The sequence below is a fragment of the Caulobacter sp. Root343 genome, assembly GCF_001425745.1.
Classification (GTDB): domain Bacteria; phylum Pseudomonadota; class Alphaproteobacteria; order Caulobacterales; family Caulobacteraceae; genus Caulobacter.
Genome location: NZ_LMDF01000006.1, coordinates 892,241 through 909,294, shown reverse-complemented (window position 1 = coordinate 909,294; position 17,054 = coordinate 892,241). Strand labels below are relative to the sequence as shown.

15 protein-coding genes are annotated in these 17,054 nt (G+C 67.4%); 3 read left to right on the top strand and 12 right to left on the bottom strand.

Features of this window, described 5'->3' with window-relative positions; genetic code table 11:
• Positions 1-28: 28 nt before the first annotated feature.
• Genes metH through ASC70_RS11565 form a run of 8 tightly spaced genes read right to left on the bottom strand, consistent with a single transcriptional unit; the run spans position 29 to position 8,369 of the window.
• Complete coding sequence (metH, locus tag ASC70_RS11595) at positions 29-2,710, bottom strand: methionine synthase (RefSeq protein ID WP_082539589.1); 2,682 nt, start codon at positions 2,708-2,710, stop codon at positions 29-31.
• Entirely contained in the window at positions 2,700-3,161 is a 462-nt protein-coding gene (locus tag ASC70_RS24965; protein WP_156396186.1) for a hypothetical protein, read from the bottom strand. The genes metH and ASC70_RS24965 overlap by 11 nt, the downstream gene beginning before the upstream one ends.
• A complete protein-coding gene (locus ASC70_RS11590) occupies positions 3,161-4,237 on the bottom strand; it encodes a homocysteine S-methyltransferase family protein (RefSeq protein ID WP_056050183.1) in 1,077 nt (358 codons plus the stop codon). Before ASC70_RS11590 ends, ASC70_RS24965 begins: the two co-directional genes overlap by 1 nt.
• Complete coding sequence (gene blaCAU, locus ASC70_RS11585) at positions 4,234-5,112, bottom strand: CAU/MBL1b family subclass B3 metallo-beta-lactamase (RefSeq protein ID WP_056050181.1); 879 nt, start codon at positions 5,110-5,112, stop codon at positions 4,234-4,236. Before blaCAU ends, ASC70_RS11590 begins: the two co-directional genes overlap by 4 nt.
• Positions 5,109-6,068: a methylenetetrahydrofolate reductase [NAD(P)H] gene (gene metF / locus ASC70_RS11580; protein ID WP_056050178.1), complete on the bottom strand. Its 960-nt coding sequence runs from the start codon at positions 6,066-6,068 to the stop codon at positions 5,109-5,111. The genes blaCAU and metF overlap by 4 nt, the downstream gene beginning before the upstream one ends.
• Positions 6,065-7,042, bottom strand: coding sequence for a metalloregulator ArsR/SmtB family transcription factor (locus ASC70_RS11575; RefSeq protein ID WP_056050176.1), 978 nt, complete (start codon positions 7,040-7,042; stop codon positions 6,065-6,067). Before ASC70_RS11575 ends, metF begins: the two co-directional genes overlap by 4 nt.
• A 43-nt stretch (positions 7,043-7,085) precedes the next feature.
• Positions 7,086-7,463, bottom strand: coding sequence for a VOC family protein (locus tag ASC70_RS11570; protein WP_056050175.1), 378 nt, complete (start codon positions 7,461-7,463; stop codon positions 7,086-7,088).
• A 33-nt stretch (positions 7,464-7,496) separates the two neighbouring features.
• Positions 7,497-8,369 carry a LysR family transcriptional regulator gene (locus tag ASC70_RS11565; RefSeq protein WP_056050173.1) on the bottom strand — a complete coding sequence of 291 codons (873 nt, stop codon included), beginning with the start codon at positions 8,367-8,369 and terminating at the stop codon, positions 7,497-7,499.
• A 71-nt stretch (positions 8,370-8,440) separates the two neighbouring features.
• On the opposite strand from ASC70_RS11565, the gene ASC70_RS11560 reads away from it, so the two are divergent.
• Positions 8,441-8,878: a nuclear transport factor 2 family protein gene (locus tag ASC70_RS11560; protein ID WP_056050171.1), complete on the top strand. Its 438-nt coding sequence runs from the start codon at positions 8,441-8,443 to the stop codon at positions 8,876-8,878.
• On the opposite strand, the gene ASC70_RS11555 is transcribed toward ASC70_RS11560, so the two are convergent.
• A complete protein-coding gene (locus ASC70_RS11555; protein WP_235519345.1) occupies positions 8,857-9,168 on the bottom strand; it encodes a helix-turn-helix domain-containing protein in 312 nt (103 codons plus the stop codon). The genes ASC70_RS11560 and ASC70_RS11555 overlap by 22 nt on opposite strands.
• Before the next feature lie 85 nt (positions 9,169-9,253).
• On the opposite strand from ASC70_RS11555, the gene ASC70_RS25980 reads away from it, so the two are divergent.
• Positions 9,254-9,796, top strand: a complete 543-nt coding sequence (locus ASC70_RS25980) for a carboxymuconolactone decarboxylase family protein (RefSeq protein ID WP_056050167.1) — start codon at positions 9,254-9,256, stop codon at positions 9,794-9,796.
• Here ASC70_RS25980 and ASC70_RS11545 read toward each other — a convergent pair.
• Positions 9,793-10,755, bottom strand: a complete 963-nt coding sequence (locus tag ASC70_RS11545; RefSeq protein ID WP_056050165.1) for a 2-hydroxyacid dehydrogenase — start codon at positions 10,753-10,755, stop codon at positions 9,793-9,795. The genes ASC70_RS25980 and ASC70_RS11545 overlap by 4 nt on opposite strands.
• A 277-nt stretch (positions 10,756-11,032) precedes the next feature.
• Here ASC70_RS11545 and ASC70_RS24480 point away from each other — a divergent pair, with 277 nt between their 5' ends.
• Positions 11,033-11,494, top strand: coding sequence for a hypothetical protein (locus ASC70_RS24480; RefSeq protein WP_082539590.1), 462 nt, complete (start codon positions 11,033-11,035; stop codon positions 11,492-11,494).
• A 43-nt stretch (positions 11,495-11,537) separates the two neighbouring features.
• Here ASC70_RS24480 and ASC70_RS11535 read toward each other — a convergent pair whose 3' ends face one another.
• The gene (locus ASC70_RS11535; RefSeq protein WP_056050161.1) at positions 11,538-15,014 is read right to left on the bottom strand and encodes a calcium-binding protein; all 3,477 of its coding nucleotides are present in this window, start codon (positions 15,012-15,014) and stop codon (positions 11,538-11,540) included.
• A gap of 151 nt (positions 15,015-15,165) precedes the next feature.
• Positions 15,166-16,833: an energy-dependent translational throttle protein EttA gene (gene ettA, locus ASC70_RS11530; RefSeq protein WP_056050159.1), complete on the bottom strand. Its 1,668-nt coding sequence runs from the start codon at positions 16,831-16,833 to the stop codon at positions 15,166-15,168.
• Positions 16,834-17,054 lie beyond the last annotated feature (221 nt).

The following is a 17,054-nucleotide window of genomic DNA, read 5'->3' as shown; positions in this document are numbered from 1 at the left end:
CCGCGATTTGGGTTTTGGGGCCGCCGATCTACGCCGCCGCCCCGCGGGTGCGCGCCGCCGGGTCGTAGTTGAGGATCGGCGACAGCCAGCGCTCGGCGGTGGCCATGTCCCAGCCCTTGCGGGCCGCGTAGTCCTCGACCTGGTCGGTATCGATCTTGCCGACCCCGAAATAGTGCGCCTTCGGATGGCTGAAATAGAGGCCCGAAACCGCCGCGCCGGGGGTCATGGCGTAGCTCTCGGTCAGCTGCAGCCCGGTGGCGGCCTCGGCGTCCAGGAGCGTGAACAGCGTGCCCTTCTCGGTGTGGTCGGGCTGGGCGGGATAGCCCGGCGCGGGGCGGATGCCCTGGTACTTCTCGGCGATCATCACGTCGGTGTCGGCCGCCTCTTCGGGCGCGTAGCCCCACAGCTCGACACGGGCCTTGTAGTGCAGCCACTCGGCAAAGGCCTCGGCCAGGCGGTCGGCCAGGGCGCTGGCCATGATGGCGCTGTAGTCGTCGCCGGCGTCCTTGAACCGCTTGACGATCTCGTCCTCGCCATGGCCGGCCGTGACCGCGAAACCGCCGACATAGTCCGCGCCCTGTCCCACCGGCGCGACGAAGTCCGACAGCGCGACGTTGGTCTTGCCCTCGCCCTTGTCCATCTGCTGGCGCAGGGTGTGGAGGCGCGACAGCTCGGTCGCGCGGGTCTCGTCCGTGTAGAGCACGATGTCGTCGCCCTGGGCTTGGGCCGGCCAGAAGCCGATCACGCCCTTGGCCCCGAACCACTTCTCGGCCACGACCTTGTCGAGCATCTCTCGGGCTTCGCGATAGAGGTCCGTCGCCGCCTGACCGACCACGTCGTCCTCCAGGATCTGCGGGAAGCGGCCGATCAGCTCCCAGCTGGCGAAGAACGGCGACCAGTCGATGAACGGGACCAGTTCCTCCAAGCTCGGCTCGAAGGTGCGCGCGCCGATGAAGGTCGGCTTGGGCGGGACGTAGCCGTCCCAGTCGATGGCGAACTTCTTCTTGCGCGCATCGGCGATGCTGGTGCGCGCCTTGGCCGTCTGGCCGCGGGCGTACTGCTCGCGGATGCGAACATATTCGGCCCGCGTCTCGGCTTGCAGGCGGTCGCGCTCGCTGGCCGACAACAGGCCCGAGACCACGCCCACGGCCCGGCTGGCGTCCAGCACATAGGTGGTCGAGCCCTTGTGGTAGGCCGGTTCGATCTTGACCGCGGTATGGGTGCGGCTGGTGGTGGCGCCGCCGATCAGCAGCGGGATGGTGAAGCCCTGGCGCTCCATCTCGGCGGCCACGAACACCATCTCGTCCAGCGACGGGGTGATCAGGCCCGATAGGCCGATCATGTCGACGTTGTGCTTCCGCGCCTCGTCGAGGATGCGGTCGGCCGGGACCATGACGCCCAGGTCGATGACCTCGTAATTGTTACACTGCAGCACGACGCCGACGATGTTCTTGCCGATGTCGTGGACGTCGCCCTTGACCGTGGCCATCAGGATGCGGCCGGCCTGTTCCCGAGGCTTGCCGGCCTTCTCGGCCTCCATGAACGGCTCCAGCCAGGCCACGGCCTGCTTCATGACGCGGGCCGACTTGACCACCTGCGGCAGGAACATCTTGCCCGAGCCGAACAGGTCGCCGACCACGTTCATGCCGTCCATCAGATGGCCTTCGATCACGTGCAGCGGCCGCTCGACCGACAGGCGCGCCGCTTCGGTGTCCTCGTTGATGAACTCGGTAATGCCGTTGACCAGGGCGTGGGTGATGCGCTCGCCCACCGTGCCCTTGCGCCATTCCAGATTGGCCGTTTGGACCTGGCTCTTGTCGCCCTTGTAGCGCGGGGCCATGTCGACCAGGCGCTCGGTGTTGGAGACATTGGTCCGCTGCGGGCGGTTGAGGATCACGTCCTCGACGGCCTCGCGCAGCTCGGGGTCCAAGGCGTCATAGACCGGCAGGTCGCCGGCGTTGACGATGCCCATGTCCATGCCCGCCGCGATGGCGTGGTACAGGAACACCGAGTGGATGGCCCGGCGCACAGGCTCGTTGCCGCGGAAGCTGAACGAGACGTTCGACACGCCGCCGGAAATCCGGGCGTAGGGGCAGCGCTTCTTGATCTCGCGCGTGCCCTCGATGAAGTCGACGGCGTAGTTGTCGTGCTCCTCGATTCCCGTCGCCACGGCGAAGATGTTGGGGTCGAAGATGATGTCTTCCGGCGGGAAGCCCACCTTGTCGACCAGGATATTGTAGGCCTTCTCGCAGATCTCGATCTTGCGGGCGGCGGTGTCGGCTTGGCCGACCTCGTCGAAGGCCATGACCACCACGGCCGCGCCGTAGCGCAGGCACAGCTTGGCCTGTTCGATGAACTTGGCCTCGCCTTCCTTCATCGAGATCGAATTGACGATCGCCTTGCCCTGGACGCACTTCAGGCCCGCCTCGATCACCTCCCACTTGGAGCTGTCGATCATCACCGGCACCCGGGCGATGTCGGGCTCGGCGGCCATCAGGTTCAGGAAGGTGACCATGGCCTGCTTGGAGTCGAGCAGGCCCTCGTCCATGTTGACGTCGATGACTTGGGCCCCGGCCTCGACCTGCTGGCGCGCGACCGACAGCGCCTCGGGATAGTTCCCCTCGACGATCAGCTTCTTGAACTTGGCCGAGCCGGTGACGTTGGTGCGCTCACCGATGTTGACGAAGACGGGGCGCATTTCAGTATCCAGTATTCAGAGTAGGAAGCGGCGGCACTCGCGCGATCGAAACGCGGCGAGGACGTTGACGGAAGTAGTGAAGAAGCGAGTAGTCGCTATCCCGTTGGAAGCGGTTCACGCCTCGTGTTCGCAAGCGATAGATGTGAAAGCGCAGACCAGTTAAACGCGACCGCACCAGCCGTACCCCACCTGCCTTGACCGCATCGCAACAGGCCAAGACCTCGCGTCCCACGGATTCGTTCGGTTTGGCGATTTCCGTCCAGAGGGGACCAAAGCTGTACTCGATATCACCTGGACTCGCCGCGACGGTCAGCATCAGATGTTGTTTCGTCGGCGCTTTGACGCGAAGCCATACGTTCTCAGCGTCTCGATCAAAATCGACGAGATCACTTCTCAAACCTTGGGCAAAGGCCTGAAGCTGGTCGGCAAAATCCGAGAACCAGCTCTGCTCCGCCGCGGACACTAAGCCAACTCGAACGGCTCGAGCCCCGCCAGGCGCATGGCCTTGGGGCGCTCGGGGATCTGGCGCGGCGCCACGCCGCGAACCTCGTCGGCCACGTGGCGGATGTGGTCCGGCGTGGTGCCGCAGCAGCCGCCCAGGATGTTGACGAGGCCGTCCTTGGCCCATTCGTGCAGGGCGTGGCCGGTCTCGTGCGGCTGCTCGTCGTACTGGCCCATGGCGTTGGGCAGGCCGGCGTTGGGATAGGCCGCGACCAGGGTGTCGGCTATGCGAGCCATCTCGGCGATGTGCGGGCGCATCAGATCCGCGCCCAGGGCGCAGTTGAAGCCGACCGCGAATGGCTTGGCGTGCTTGACGCTGTTCCAGAACGCCTCGGCCGTCTGACCCGACAGGGTGCGGCCCGAGCGGTCGGTGATGGTGCCGCTGATCCAGATCGGCAGCTCCTCGTGACCCTCGTCGCGCAGGTCGAGGATGGCCTTGATGGCGGCCTTGCAGTTCAGGGTGTCGGTGATCGTCTCGATCAGGAACAGGTCGACCCCGCCCTGGTACAGGGCGTCCACCTGCTGGCGATAGGCCTCGTAGACCTGGTCGAAGGTCACCTTGCGCGCGCCGGGGTCGTTCACGTCCGACGACATCGACAGCATGACGTTCAGCGGCCCGATCGAACCGGCGATGAACTTCGGGCGCTCCGGGTTTTCGGCGTTCCAGCGATCGGCCACCGAGCGGCCGATGCGAGCGCCCTCGAAATTGATGTCCCAGACCTCCTGCGCGCCCAGGTGATAGTCGGCTTGGGCGATGGTCGTGCCCGAGAAGGTGTTGGTTTCGGAAATGTCGGCGCCGGCGGCGAAATAGGCGTCGTGAAGTTCGGCGACGAGGTCCGGCCGGGTCAGGCACAGGATGTCGTTGTTGCCCTTCATCTGGCCCTTGTAGTCGGCGAACCGCTCGGCCCGGTAGTCGGCCTCCGACAGGCCCTTCTTCTGGAACATCACGCCCCAGGAGCCGTCGAGGATCAGGATACGCTGCTTGGCGGCCGCCTTCAGGGCGGCGACGCGATTGGCGCGGATGGAAAGGTCGGTCATCGCTTGGCGCCTCCCGGGCTCGCGGCCTGCTGGCGGGCGAGCTCCTGGTTGAAACGGGTCTCGTAGCCGTCGACGAAACGGGCCAGTTCGGTGGGGTCGATAAAGGCGTTCGGATCGCCGCGCAGCAGCTTCTGGCGCTTGGCCAGCAGATCGCCCTGCTCCTCGTGCGACGGCAGCATGACGTCGGTCGGGATCGCTCGCAACTTCACGAAGCTGGACCGGTAGTCGGCGACGATCGACCGGTGGCCCTTGTTGCCGACCAGCACGTTGCCGGCCACCGACAGCGAGCACGGGAAGGTGACGTTCAGCGGCCGGCTCTTCTCGACCACCGCCATGGTCCAGGTGGTGCAGCCCAGGGTGTGGCCCGGCGTCAGGTGGGCGACCAGCGCGGTTTCGCCCAGCTTCAGCTTCTGGCCGTCGCCGAAACTCTTGTCGACCTTCACGGCCGGAAACGGCGTCGGGCCGTTGCTGTTGTCGCCGATGTGGTGGCCCTGCTCCAGGGCGGGCTCGTCCAGGCGCGAGGCCCAGACCTTGGCCCCGGTGTCGGCCTTCAGCTGGGCCAGGCCGCCGGCGTGGTCGAAGTGGGCGTGGGTGTTGATCAGGATCTTCACGTCGGCCAGCTGGAAGCCCAGTTGCTGGATGCTCCGCTCGATCAGCTTGGCGCCGTCGGCCGACGGGCCGCTGTCCAGCAGCACGTGGCCCTCCGACGAGGTGATCAGCCAGGCCGACAGGCCCTCGGAGCCGACATAGTAGATGTTGCCGACCACGCGATACGGCTTGATCGGCTTGACCCAGTTGCTGTTGTCGTCGGCGTGGGCCGCGGCGGGAGCGATCGCCGCGAGGGCGAAGGCCAGGGAGATCAGGACGCGCTTCATGCCGCCGCCTCCGCCGTCGCCGGCACGGTCTCGCGCACGCCCAGCACGCGGCATATGGCGTAGACCAGGTCGGCCCGGTTCAAGGTGTAGAAGTGGAAGTCCTCGAAGCCCTGCTCCTGCAGCTTGGCGCACATCTCGGCGGCGACCGAGCAGGCAATGAGGCGACGGGTCTCGGCGTCGTCCTCCAGGCCGTCGAACAAGTTGGCCAGCCACGAGGGGATGGCCGTGCCGCAGGCGGCGGCCATCTTCTTCAGACCGTTGAAGTTGGTCACGGGCATGATCCCCGGCACGATCGGGATGGTGATCCCCGCCGCGCGGACCTTGTCGACGTAGCGCAGGAAGGCGTCGAGATCGAAGAAGAACTGGCTGATGCCCAGGGTCGCGCCGGCCTCGACCTTCTGCCGCAGCACGTCGATGTCGTGGGCGATCGACGGGCTTTCCGGATGCTTTTCCGGATAGACCCCGACCAGCACCTCGAACGGCGCGACGCCGCGCACGGCGCGGGTAAGCTCGGTGGCGTTGGCGTAGCCGTCGGCGCGCGGCACATAGACCCCGCCGATGCCGCCTTCGCCCGGAGGCGGGTCGCCGCGCAGCGAGACGATGTGGCGGACACCGGTTTCCCAGTATTCGCGAATAACCTCGTCCACCTCATCGCGGCTGGCGCCGACACAGGTCAGGTGGGCGGCGGGCTTCAGGCGCGTCTCGTCCAGGATGCGCTTGACCGTGCGGTGGGTGCGCTCGCGGGTCGAGCCGCCGGCCCCGTAGGTCACCGAGACGAAGGCCGGGTCCAGCGGGGCCAGGCGGGTGATCGCCTGCCAGAGGTTCTCTTCCATCTGCGGCGTCTTGGGCGGGAAGAACTCGAACGACACGCGCGGACGGCCGCCGGCCTGGCTCTGGCCGCGCTCGCCGGCGCGGGCGACGGGGCCGATCACGCGATGGGTGGGCGGAAGGGTCATGCGGCGTTCCTCGCGGCGGTGACTTGACCCGAACGGCGCGCCGTCCAGATCTTGACGGTCAAGCCCTCGGCCGTGGCCGGCGGCAGGGCGATATTGCTTTCCAGCGCCAGGCCCGCGGCCTGGATCCAGGTGACGATCTCGACGTCGTCGAAGCCCAGGCGGCGGTGCTGGTGCACCTCGCGCAGGAACTCGTGGTCGTGCGGGGCGAAGTCGGCGATCAGCAGCAGGCCGCCTGGTGTCACAAGACGCGCGGCCTCGGCCACGGCGTTGGCGGGATCGGACAGATAGTGCAGCACCTGATGCACGGTCACCAGGTCGGCGCAGCCGCCCGGCAGGCCGGTGCGGAAGATGTCGCCGTGGCGCAGCTCGCACTGGGCCAGGCCGGCCTTGGTCACCTCGTCGCGGGCGATGTTCAGCATCTGCTGCGACAGGTCCAGGCCCAGGGCGTTGCTGGCCCGCTTGCCCAGCAGGGTCAGCATGCGGCCCGCGCCCGCGCCCAGGTCGACCAACTCGTCGAACGGCCCCTCGCCGGTCGCGCGCAGGATCGCGGCCTCGACCTCGGCCTCGTCGACATACAGCGAGCGGATCTCGTTCCAGCGCGCGGCGTTGCGGGCGAAATAGGCCTGGGCGTCCATCGAGCGCTCGGCCCGCACGGTCGCCAGCTTGTCGGCGTCCAGGCGCACGACGGGATCGGTGTCGTCGATCAGGTCCAGGGCCTGTTCGACCAGGAAGCGGCCCGGCGACTTGGCGGCCAGGCGATAGAACACCCAGGCCCCGTCGGGGAAGCGCTCGACCAGGCCCGCCTCGGCCAGCAGCTTCAGGTGCCGCGAGACGCGCGGCTGGCTCTGGTCGAGGATACGGCACAGCTCCAGCACCGACAGCTCCTCGGCCGCCAGCAGGGCCAGCAGCCGCAGACGCGTCGACTCGCCGGCGGCGCGCAGCACCTCGACGACCTGTTCGGCGGTAAGCTTCATGAGGACATAAAGATATCTTTATGTCCGATTTGGCAAGAGGAAACTATGCCCCAGGTTCGCCCTTGGACGGCTCCCAGAGCTCAATCTTGACCCCTGCGGGATCCAAAAGCCAGGCGAAGCGGCCCATGCCGTCCTCGTCCTGGCGCCCTACCGGCTCGACGCCCTCGGCGGCGGCCTTGGCCAGCAAGCCGTCGATATCATCGACAATGAAATTGATCATGAACGCCGCCGTCGACGGCTCGAAATAACGCGTGTCGGCCGCGAACGCCGACCAGTTGGTCGAGCCGCCCTTCACGGGCTTGAACACCGCCCCGCCCCAGTCGTGGATGTCAAAGCCCAGCACGCGGGCGTACCAGTCGCGCACCGCGGCCGGATCCTCGGCCTTGAAGAACACCCCGCCCAGACCCAGCACCTTGGCCATCATCGTCTCCCCTTTGGCCCGGCAGTCTAACCCTCAGCGGGCGACGGCTTCCACCTGTTCTCGCAGCCAGGCGTTGCCGGCGTCGGCCTCCAGCTGCGGCGGGTGCATCAGCCACTGCTGGTCGGGATCCTGGGGCACGGACAGTTCGAGGCCGCGCACGCCCAGCGGAGCGCCCAAGGCCGCGACCATCCGCGACGGCAGCACGGCGACGTGGCCGCCCCGCGCCACCAGTTGCAGAGCCAGCAGGTAGTGCGGCACGACGGCGACGATGCGGCGCGAGCGTCCCTGCTCGGCCAGCCAGCGATCGACCGGGTCGCGGCTCGCGCCGGCCGCGATCACCGCCACGTGCTCCAGCGCCAGGGGATCGCCCGACGGCGCCTCGCCCGCGAAGGCCAGGATGTCGTCGTCCTGATATAGCGGCTTCATCCGGAAGTCCGGGAAGGCGTCGATCTCGGTGGTGATCACCAGGTCCAGGTCGCGCGGCTGCTCGGCCTGTGGCCGCCAGGGCAGCAGCTCCAATCGGCAGGCCGGGGCGGCCTTGGCCAAGCGCGCCAGCAGCTCGGGCAGGATCACGGCCGCGACCACGTCGGGGATCACCGCCCGGAACGCCCGCCTGGCCCTCGCCGGATCGAAGCCGGCCGGCGCATAGAGGTCCTCGGCGGCCCGCAGCATCGCCGCCAGCGGCGCGCGCAGGGCCTCGGCCCGAGGCGTCGGCCGCATCCGTCCGCCCACCCGCACCAGCAGCGGATCGTCGAACGCCGCCCGCAGCCGCCCTAGCGTCCGGCTGACCGCGGGCTGCGACAGCCCCAGCCGCTGGCCGGCCAGGGTCAGGTTCTCGCAGTCCAGGATGACGTCGGCGGCGACAAGCATGTCGAGCTTGCCGCGCAGGACATGCGCATCACGCATCTTGAATATCAGTCCTATGCATTTCCTGCATAGCGTACGCGCCGGCATGCTGACGTTCAAAGGAGAACCCGATGAGCGCCGCCGAAAACAAGGAAACCATCCGCCGCATCTACGCCGCCCTGGAGACGGGTGATCGCGGCGTCTTCGGCGAGAGCGTGCATCCGGACTATGTCTGGCGCTTTCCCGGCCATTCGGACTGGTCGCGCCGCTTCGAGGGCCAGGACAGCATTCGCCGCGACCTGCTGGCCCCGCTGTTCAACCTGTTCGCCGACACCTACACCGCCCGCGCCATCAACCTGATCGCCGAGGGCGACCAGGTCGTCGCCGAGGTGCGCGGCAGCGTCATGACCAAGAACGGCCAGTGGTACGACAACGAGTACTGCTTCATCTTCCGCTTCCGCGACGGCAAGATCGCCGAGGTGGTCGAGTACTGCGACACCGATCTGGAGGTGCGCGTATTGGGTCCCTACGACGCCGCCGTGGCGGCCTACCGCGCGTCCTTGGCCTGAAGATCGTCGGCCCAGGCCTGCGACCAGGCCATCAGCGGCCATAGAGCCTGGATCAGCTGAGCTCCGCGCGGGCTCAGCCGATAGCCGCCCTCGGCCGCCACGATGTCGGCGGCGCGCAGTTCGGAAAGGCGCGTGTTCAGCGTGCCCGGCGGCAGCTCGGCCGCCGCCTGCAGGGCGCGGAAGGTCAGGACCCGCCCCTCGCGCAGCTCCCAGACGATCCGCAGCGCGCCCCGCCGGCCCAGCAGGTCCAGCGCCGCCATGATCGGCTGGCCGCTCGTCGAACCGCGCACGGCTCGCCCCGGAACGGGCGCTTCAATTTCTGTAGCGTCGTCGTGATCATTCATGATACAAAATTTGTAGCATAGAGGATCGCCAATGTCGCCCAGGATCGCCCCCGCTCAACCGCCCTACCCGCCCGCCGTCGCCCGCACGCTGGAGCAGCTGAGGACTCCCGGCGATCAGCCGCTGTCGCTGTTTCGCACCCTGGCCCGCGACGCGCGGCTGTTCGCCCGCTTCACCGGCGGCGGCCTGCTGGATCCTGGCTGCCTGAGCCTGCGCGAGCGCGAGATCGTCATCCACCGCACCTGCGCCCTGAACGGCTGCGGCTATGAGTGGGGGGTGCACGCGGCGATCTTCGCCGACGCCGCCGGGCTCGACGCCGAGCAGCTGGCGGCTACGACCGCGCCCGGGATCGCCGCCTGCTGGGGCCCGCGCGAGGCGTTGCTGATCGCCTTCTGCGACGCGGTCCATGCGCGCGCCGACCTCGACGACGCCCTGTGGGCGCGCCTCGCCGAGGCCTTCTCCGAAGAGGCGCGGATCGAGCTGATGATGCTGGCCGGCTTCTATCGGACCGTCAGCCTGCTGGCGAACGGCCTGCGGCTGGCGCCGGAGCCGTTCGCCGCGCCGTTTCCGCCCTAGGCCGCCACCGGCGTGGCCAGCGGCTCGCCGTGGAAGTAGCGGCGCAGGTTCTCCAGGGTCAGGTTGACCATGGCCGGGATGCTGTCCAGCGTCGCCCCGGCCGTGTGCGGGGTCAGCACCGTGTGCGGCACGTCGGCCCAGCGCGCCGGCGAGGTCGGCTCGTGGTCGAAGACGTCGAGGGCGGCCATGCCCAGGGTCCCGGCCTTCAGCGCCTCGATCAGGGCGTCCTCGTCGATCAGCGAGCCGCGGGCGACATTGACGATCAAACCCTGCGGCCCGAGCGCCTCGATGACGGGCTTGCTGATCAGGTGGCGGTTGCCGGCGTCGGGCCGGGCGCAGACCACCAGCACGTCGCTGTCGCGGGCCAGGGCCATCAGGCTGTCGGCGCGCGGATAGTCGCTGTCCTTGGGACGCGGCCCCCACCAGGCGATCTTCATCTCGAACGCCTTCAGTCGGCTGGCCACCGCCTCGCCGATATAGCCGAGGCCGACGATCCCCGCCTTGCGGCCCCGCAGGCCGTGGCGCGGCGACATGCGCTCGGCGTGGGTCCAGTGACCCGTGCGCAGGCGCTTGTCGCCCTCGACGATGCCGCGCCAGGCGGAAAGGACCAGGCCCACCGCGTGGTCGGCGACGTCCGCGGCGTTGAGGCCCGTCGAGTGGGTGACGGCGATGCCGTGGGCCTTGCACCAGGGCACGTCGACCCCGTCATAGCCGACGCTGACGCAGGCGATCAGACCCAGCTGCGGCATCTCCGAGAGCATGTCGCGGGACAGGCCCATCTCGCCGGCATGGACGATGGCTCGCACGCGCCGGCCCGGCCCTTCGAAGAAGGCCATTCGGTCCGGGTAGTCCCACAGCCGATGCACCTCGTAGGCGCCCTCCAGCAGCGGCTGCAGCGGCAGGAGCATCTCGTGCGACAGCAGGACGTGCGGTTTGTCGACTGCGGTTTGTTGCGGCATGCGTGTCCTCCAGGCGAGCCGACCTTGGTCGGCGGGACAATCGTCTCTTGCGTGACCAGGCTACTCCTCTCGGAGCGCCGATCAAAAGCTAAGCAGCGTAGCGGCGCGCCSCCAGCCGTTACGCCATCACGGTCTAGTGACGGCGGTCGGCGAACGCCTCGACCACAAACCGCCGCGCGGCGGCGAAGTTCCTTATCGGTCAAGCTGTGAACCTGCGGTCGCGGCGCGGGTTGTTAACCACAGCGCCACTACGGCGCTCCAGGCTTGGAGATTTTCGATGCTTATGAAGACCCTCGCCGCTGGCGCGGCGCTCTCAATGCTGCTCGCGGGCGGCTCGGCCGTGGCTCAATCCAAGGGCCGCGCCGCGATCGGTCCCAAGGAGCCGATCCCCTACTCGCAGCTGAACGCCTATATGAAGGCCTCGCCCAAGGCGCGGGCCAGCAAGGACTGGTGGTCCGGCTCGGCCTCGACCGGCGCGTCGACCGACACCTCGGCGACCACCTCGATGGGAACCACCACGGGAACGACCACTGGCGACACCATGTCGAACACGTCGTCGAGCTCGACGACGTCGACCGACACTTCGGTGAACCCCGCGCCCTCGGCCGCGCCGCCCAGCATGCCGACGACGCCGCCGACGGACGCCGCGCCGCAACCCGGCGAGCCGAACCTGTCGAACCAGTCGACGCCCGGCGCGCCGGCCACGCCGCCGGTGACCCCGCCGACGGAACCCAAATAAGCCCGACGATCCGGGACGGCGACGCCGCCGCCGTTCCGGTCGCTCAGCCGCCGCCGAAGATGAAGTCGGCCTTGTAGTAGCCCTTGGCCGGATCGAGGATGTCGATCGCGAACGGCGCCGAGCCGTCGGCCAAGTCCGTCAGCCAGGCGTCGTTGGCTCGCGCCATGACGCCGAGGTCGGCCTTCTGCGCCTCGGCCAGAAGCCAGCCGACCATGGCCGCCTTGGTCCCGATCCCGCTTGTCCCGTCGCCGCCGTACGCGGCGAGATAGTCCGCCCGGCTGTCGATCATGGCGTGGATCTTGGCGTCGGTCGGAGCCGCGCCGAAGATTGTCTTGTAGGCCTCGCGCGTGGCGTCGAAGAGGCTCAAGCTTCCGTACTTGGCCGCGAACGCCTCCTTGCCCTCGCCAACCTTGCCCAGATTGACCGCGAAGTTGATGTAGCGGTTCTCGTAGTTGAAGCTTTGGTAGTAGGCGCTGTTGAGGTTGTTGGCGTTCGGTCCGGTCGGCGAGACCAGATAGTCAATGCCGCCCTGCCCTGGAACTTTGCCCGTGAAGAACTCGTAGGCCAGGGTCGCTACGGAGGTGCTCCCGCCGGCGGCCTTGATGATCTCGGAAATCGCCCCGTCCAATGTCGACACGCCGGAAACAATTTTGGCGTCGAGATCGGCCGCACTCGCGGCTTGGCCGCCTCGCAGCAGCGCGTTGATCACGATCTGGGTCAGAGAAATGACGTCGTCCGAAAACCGCAGGACTTCGACGCTTTTCAGAGTGTCCTGTCCGTCGGGAGCGTCGGCGCGGAGATCCCAGACCGTCCAGGACCCGTCGGCCGATCGGATCAGGCTGTACGACGAGGCGGAAGCTGAATAGACGCCCGTATCGAGCCCCTCCCCGCCGTCCAGAGCGTCGTCTCCTCCCCCGCCGGTCAGGACGTCGCCGCCTTTTCCGCCGCTCAGCCGGTCGAACGCCGCGCCCCCGTTCAGACGATTGGAGGCGCCGTCACCTATCAACACCGCGCCGTAGTCGCCGCCCAGGACGACCTCGAACCCCTGGAGCACGAAGCGCCCCACTCCTGTTTCCTGGGCGGTATCCTTGCTCAGGTCGACGGTCACACCCGTCTTGACGCGACTCAAGTCCAGCAGGTCATAACCGAGGTCGCCATGGAGTGAGACTGCGGTGGTGTTTCCAAGGGCGCTCTGGATGACGATGATGTCGTCGCCTTCGCCGCCCGCGACGTCGGCGAGGCGCGCCGTCTCGCCGGGCCTCAGCCCGTCGATGAAGATTTGGTCGTTTCCATCACCGCCGTTGGCGGAGGCGTCTCCGAGTTCGACGTAGATCAGGTCGGCCTGCACGCTACCGTAGATCTTGTCGTATCCGGCGTCACCGTACAGCGTCGACGCGCTTTCCCAGCCACGGCACTGGATCGTGTCGTCGCCGTCTCCGCCGTGGACCACGCCGCCCAGGCTCTCTATCCAGTCTGAACCCGCATCGCCGAACAGCTGCCCGGCGCCGCTGATCGAGTCGTTCCCATCGCCGCCATGGACTTCGCCATGCGGTGACAGCCCCCCGGCGATGTAGTCGTTGCCTGCGTCGCCATAGAGGATGTCGACATCGACGGTGCTATCGGCCGCCTGAAAATCGATCGCGAAGATCGCGTCGCTTCCGTCGCCGCCATGGATGATGTCGCCGCCCGGTCCGCCCGCGATGCGGTCGTCGCCGGCCCCGCCGTCGAGGATGTCCGCGCCGTCCCCGCCATAGAGCCGGTCGTTTCCGGCGTCGCCCCAGATCTGGTCGGCCCCTGTATCGCCGGACAGCACGTCGGCGCCGTCGCCGCCGCGAATTTTGTCGTCGCCGCCGCCGCCGTAGTAGACGTCGTCCCCTACGCCGCCCGTGAACAGGTCAGCACCGTCGCCGCCCATCGCGCCTTTGAAATAGTCGAGTCTGAAGCTGCCGGGCGTTATGTTGGCGCCGTTCGCGAACTTCACAACCATGTCCTGGGCCGAAACCTGCCCGTCACGGTCGAAGTCGATGAACAGATAGGACGCGCCCCCGCTGAACCAGGTCCAGGCCTGCATGAAACTGCCGCCCGAGTCGGTGGCCGAATAGTGCTGACCTAGCGCGACAGAAAAATTCGAGGCGGTTACCGCGCCCCGGAAGACGTAGTTGACACCCTCCGAGGGTGGCAAAGCGCCCAGATCAATACGATCGCCCTCGGCGGTGTTGAAGTCGGTGACGGTGCTGTAGCTGCTCTTGCTCCATTGGAAGAAATCGTAGAAACCGCCATAGAAGATGTCGGCCCCGGCCCCGCCCGTGATCGTATTTGCGGCGTTCAGCCAGATCTTGTCGGCCCCGGTCCCGCCATCCATCATGGTGTTGAAGCCACGGAGTTCGTCGTCTCCGTCGCCGCCGTAGAACATGTCCCCGGGGTTGTCCTGCCCCACGCCCGACATCAGCAGATCGTTCCCGGCGCCCCCGTCGAGGATGTCCTTGCCGGTGCTTGAATAGAGCGTGTCGTTCCCGTCACCGCCATAGAGTTTGTTCAGCGCACCGGGCGTGTCGCTATCGCCCTGCATGGGCGAAAGGCCGCCATAGAGCGTGTCGTTGCCCGCGCCGCCATAGAGCGTGTCCGCGCCCATGCCGCCATACAGCGCGTCGTCGCCAGCGCCGCCATCAATCGTATCGGCGCCGTCGCCGCCATGGAGTTGGTCCGCCCCGTCCTGGCCGTTGATCAGATCGTCGCCGGTGAAGCCGTAGTAGGTTTCCGCCCCCGCGCCGCCGGTCCACGTGTCCGCTCCGGTCGTCCCCCCAAGCACGGTGAAGGCCCCGGGGGCGAATGCGCTGGCCGACAAGACCGGCGCCCCCTGGAGTTCGATCACCGCGTCGCCGTCGCCGAGACGGCCGTCGCTGTTGGTGTCAACGATCACATAGGTTGAGCCGCCGCCAGTCCAGGTCGAGACCGAGACGAAACCGCGCTCAGGCGGGTCGGGCAGTTCCGCGCCTCTGACTAGGCTGAATCCGGGCGTCGTGATCGCGCCATACCAGAGAAGATATTCGTTGAAGCCCGGCAACCGTCCGTCGGTCATCCCGAAAGAAATCCGGTCCCCGTCGGCGACCGAGAAATCGGTGATCACGTCGCGCGTGTCGATCGTGTTCCCGGTGATGAACGAAGAGATGGAGCTCTGGAAGAGGTCAGCCCCGCCGCCGCCGGTCAGGGTGTCGACGGCCTGATCGAACTCGAGAAAGATCGTATCGGCGCCGGCGCCGCCGTCCAGCGTATCGCGCCCGGAACCACCGTACAGGGTGTCGGCTCCCGCGCCGCCGATCAGCGTGTCGACGCCGCCGTAGCCGGAGAGCCAGTCGTTGCCGTCGCCGCCTTCCAGCCGATCGTTCCCATCGGCGCCGATGAGCGTGTCGTTGCCCTCGTTCCCCAGGAGCGTGTCGTTGCCCCCGTTACCGTAGATCGTGTCGTTCTCCGGCGTCCCGGTCAGGGTCTCGCTCGCGCTGGTTCCCGATATGCTGGCCACTTTGGTGATCCCCCGACGCCCTACAATCAGCGCCCCCTTTCCGCGCTATCATTGGGCCTCGGGCCTTGCAATCTTAGATCAAGCAAAGAAAGGACCGCGCACCTGAGGGTGCGCGGGCCGAAAACATCTCAGCTGTGAAGTCGTCGCCGATTTACCGCGCGAACTTCTGGAACTTGATGCGCTTGGGGATAAGGCTGTCGGCGCCCAGGCGGCGCTTCTTGTCTTCCTCGTACATCTCGAAGTTGCCTTCGAACCATTCGACGTGGCTGTCGCCCTCGAAGGCCAGGATGTGGGTCGCCAGGCGGTCCAGGAACCAGCGATCGTGGCTGATGACCACGGCGCAGCCGGCGAACTCTTCCAGGGCCTCTTCCAGAGCCTGCAAGGTTTCGATGTCCAGGTCGTTGGTCGGTTCGTCGAGCAGCAGCAGGTTGCCGCCGGTGGCCAGGGTCTTGGCCAGGTGGACGCGGTTGCGCTCACCGCCCGACAGCAGGCCGACCTTCTTCTGCTGGTCGCCGCCCTTGAAGTTGAAGCTGCCGACATAGGCGCGGCTGTTGATCTCGCGCTTGCCGACGATCATCACGTCGGTGCCGCCGCTGATCTCTTCCCAGATGGTCTTGTTCGGGTCGAGGGCGTCGCGCGACTGGTCGACGAACGACAGCTTGACGGTCTCGCCGACCTTGACCGTGCCCTGGTCGGGCTGCTCGCGGCCGGTGATCAGCTTGAACAGCGTGGACTTGCCGGCGCCGTTCGGGCCGATGACGCCGACGATGCCGTTCGGCGGCAGGCGGAACGACAGGTCCTTGAACAGCACCTTGTCGCCATATTCCTTTTCCAGGCCGTTGACCTCGAGCACCAGGCTGCCCAGGCGCGGGCCGGGCGGGATCTGGATGTGGGCATGGGTCTGGGCGGCGCGGGCGTTCTCCTGCGCGGCGACCATCTCGTCGTACGACGCCAGGCGGGCCTTCGACTTGGACTGACGGGCCTTGGGCGAGCTGCGGACCCATTCCAGTTCGCGGGTCAGGGCGCGCTGGCGGGATTCGGACTCCGACTGCTCCTGGACGACGCGCTTCTGCTTCTGCTCCAGCCAGCCCGAGTAGTTGCCCTCGTAGGGCACGCCCTTGCCGCGGTCGAGTTCCAGGGTCCACTTGGTGACCTGATCCAGGAAGTAGCGATCGTGGGTCACCAGGATGACGCAGCCCGGGAACTCTTCCAGGTGATGCTGCAGCCAGGCCACCGACTCGGCGTCCAGGTGGTTGGTCGGTTCGTCCAGCAGCAGCATGTCGGGCTTGCTGAGCAGCAGGCGGGCCAGGGCGATGCGGCGCTTCTCACCGCCCGACAGGTCGGCGATGCTGGCGTCGTTGGGCGGGCAGCGCAGAGCGTTGATGGCCATCTCGACCTTGGAGTCGATGTCCCACAGGTCGCGGGCGTCGATGATCTCCTGGAGCTTGGTCATCTCCTCCATCAGCTCGTCGGTGTATTCCTCACCGAGCTGGGCCGCGAGGGCGTTGTACTTGTCGAAGATCTGCTTGTCTTCGCAGTCGGCGATGACGTTGCCCCAGACGTCCAGGGCCGGGTCCAGCACCGGCTCCTGCGGGAGATAGCCGCGCTTGATGCCGTCGGCGGCCTTGGCCTCGCCGGAAAATTCCTTGTCCAGGCCGGCCATGACCTTCAGCAGCGTCGACTTACCCGAGCCGTTGACGCCGACCACGCCGATCTTGGCGTCGGAATAGAACGACAGCCAGATGTTCTCGAAGACCTTCTTGCCGCCGGGATAGGCCTTGGTCAGGCCCTGCATCTGGAAAATATATTGCTGCGCCATGAGGCTCGCGATCTCGCTGGGACGGAGTTTCGGGGATTGGGCGCTGAAATAGCGGTCGGGGGCGGTTTGCGCAATCGTGGCCGGTAGTTCCGCCGCGCGACGCCGTCATCAAGTCGTCGCGCGAGTGTCGGACAGTCGACACGGAACCGTCGCCGCGCCGTCGTCGGCCGCTGTTAGCCCAGCATCCCAGGCCGACGCCTCCCCGCGTCGGCATGGGGAAT

Excerpts from the sequence above, each read along its gene's own strand:
- ASC70_RS11590 (WP_056050183.1), bottom strand. The coding sequence starts at position 4,237 with ATGACCGACCTTTCCATCCGCGCCAATCGCGTCGCCGCCCTGAAGGCG.
- blaCAU (WP_056050181.1), bottom strand. The coding sequence starts at position 5,112 with ATGAAGCGCGTCCTGATCTCCCTGGCCTTCGCCCTCGCGGCGATCGCT.
- metF (WP_056050178.1), bottom strand. The coding sequence starts at position 6,068 with ATGACCCTTCCGCCCACCCATCGCGTGATCGGCCCCGTCGCCCGCGCC.
- ASC70_RS11575 (WP_056050176.1), bottom strand. The coding sequence starts at position 7,042 with ATGAAGCTTACCGCCGAACAGGTCGTCGAGGTGCTGCGCGCCGCCGGC.
- ASC70_RS11570 (WP_056050175.1), bottom strand. The coding sequence starts at position 7,463 with ATGGCCAAGGTGCTGGGTCTGGGCGGGGTGTTCTTCAAGGCCGAGGAT.
- ASC70_RS11565 (WP_056050173.1), bottom strand. The coding sequence starts at position 8,369 with ATGCGTGATGCGCATGTCCTGCGCGGCAAGCTCGACATGCTTGTCGCC.
- ASC70_RS11560 (WP_056050171.1), top strand. The coding sequence starts at position 8,441 with ATGAGCGCCGCCGAAAACAAGGAAACCATCCGCCGCATCTACGCCGCC.
- ASC70_RS25980 (WP_056050167.1), top strand. The coding sequence starts at position 9,254 with ATGTCGCCCAGGATCGCCCCCGCTCAACCGCCCTACCCGCCCGCCGTC.
- ASC70_RS11545 (WP_056050165.1), bottom strand. The coding sequence starts at position 10,755 with ATGCCGCAACAAACCGCAGTCGACAAACCGCACGTCCTGCTGTCGCAC.
- ASC70_RS24480 (WP_082539590.1), top strand. The coding sequence starts at position 11,033 with ATGCTTATGAAGACCCTCGCCGCTGGCGCGGCGCTCTCAATGCTGCTC.
- ettA (WP_056050159.1), bottom strand. The coding sequence starts at position 16,833 with ATGGCGCAGCAATATATTTTCCAGATGCAGGGCCTGACCAAGGCCTAT.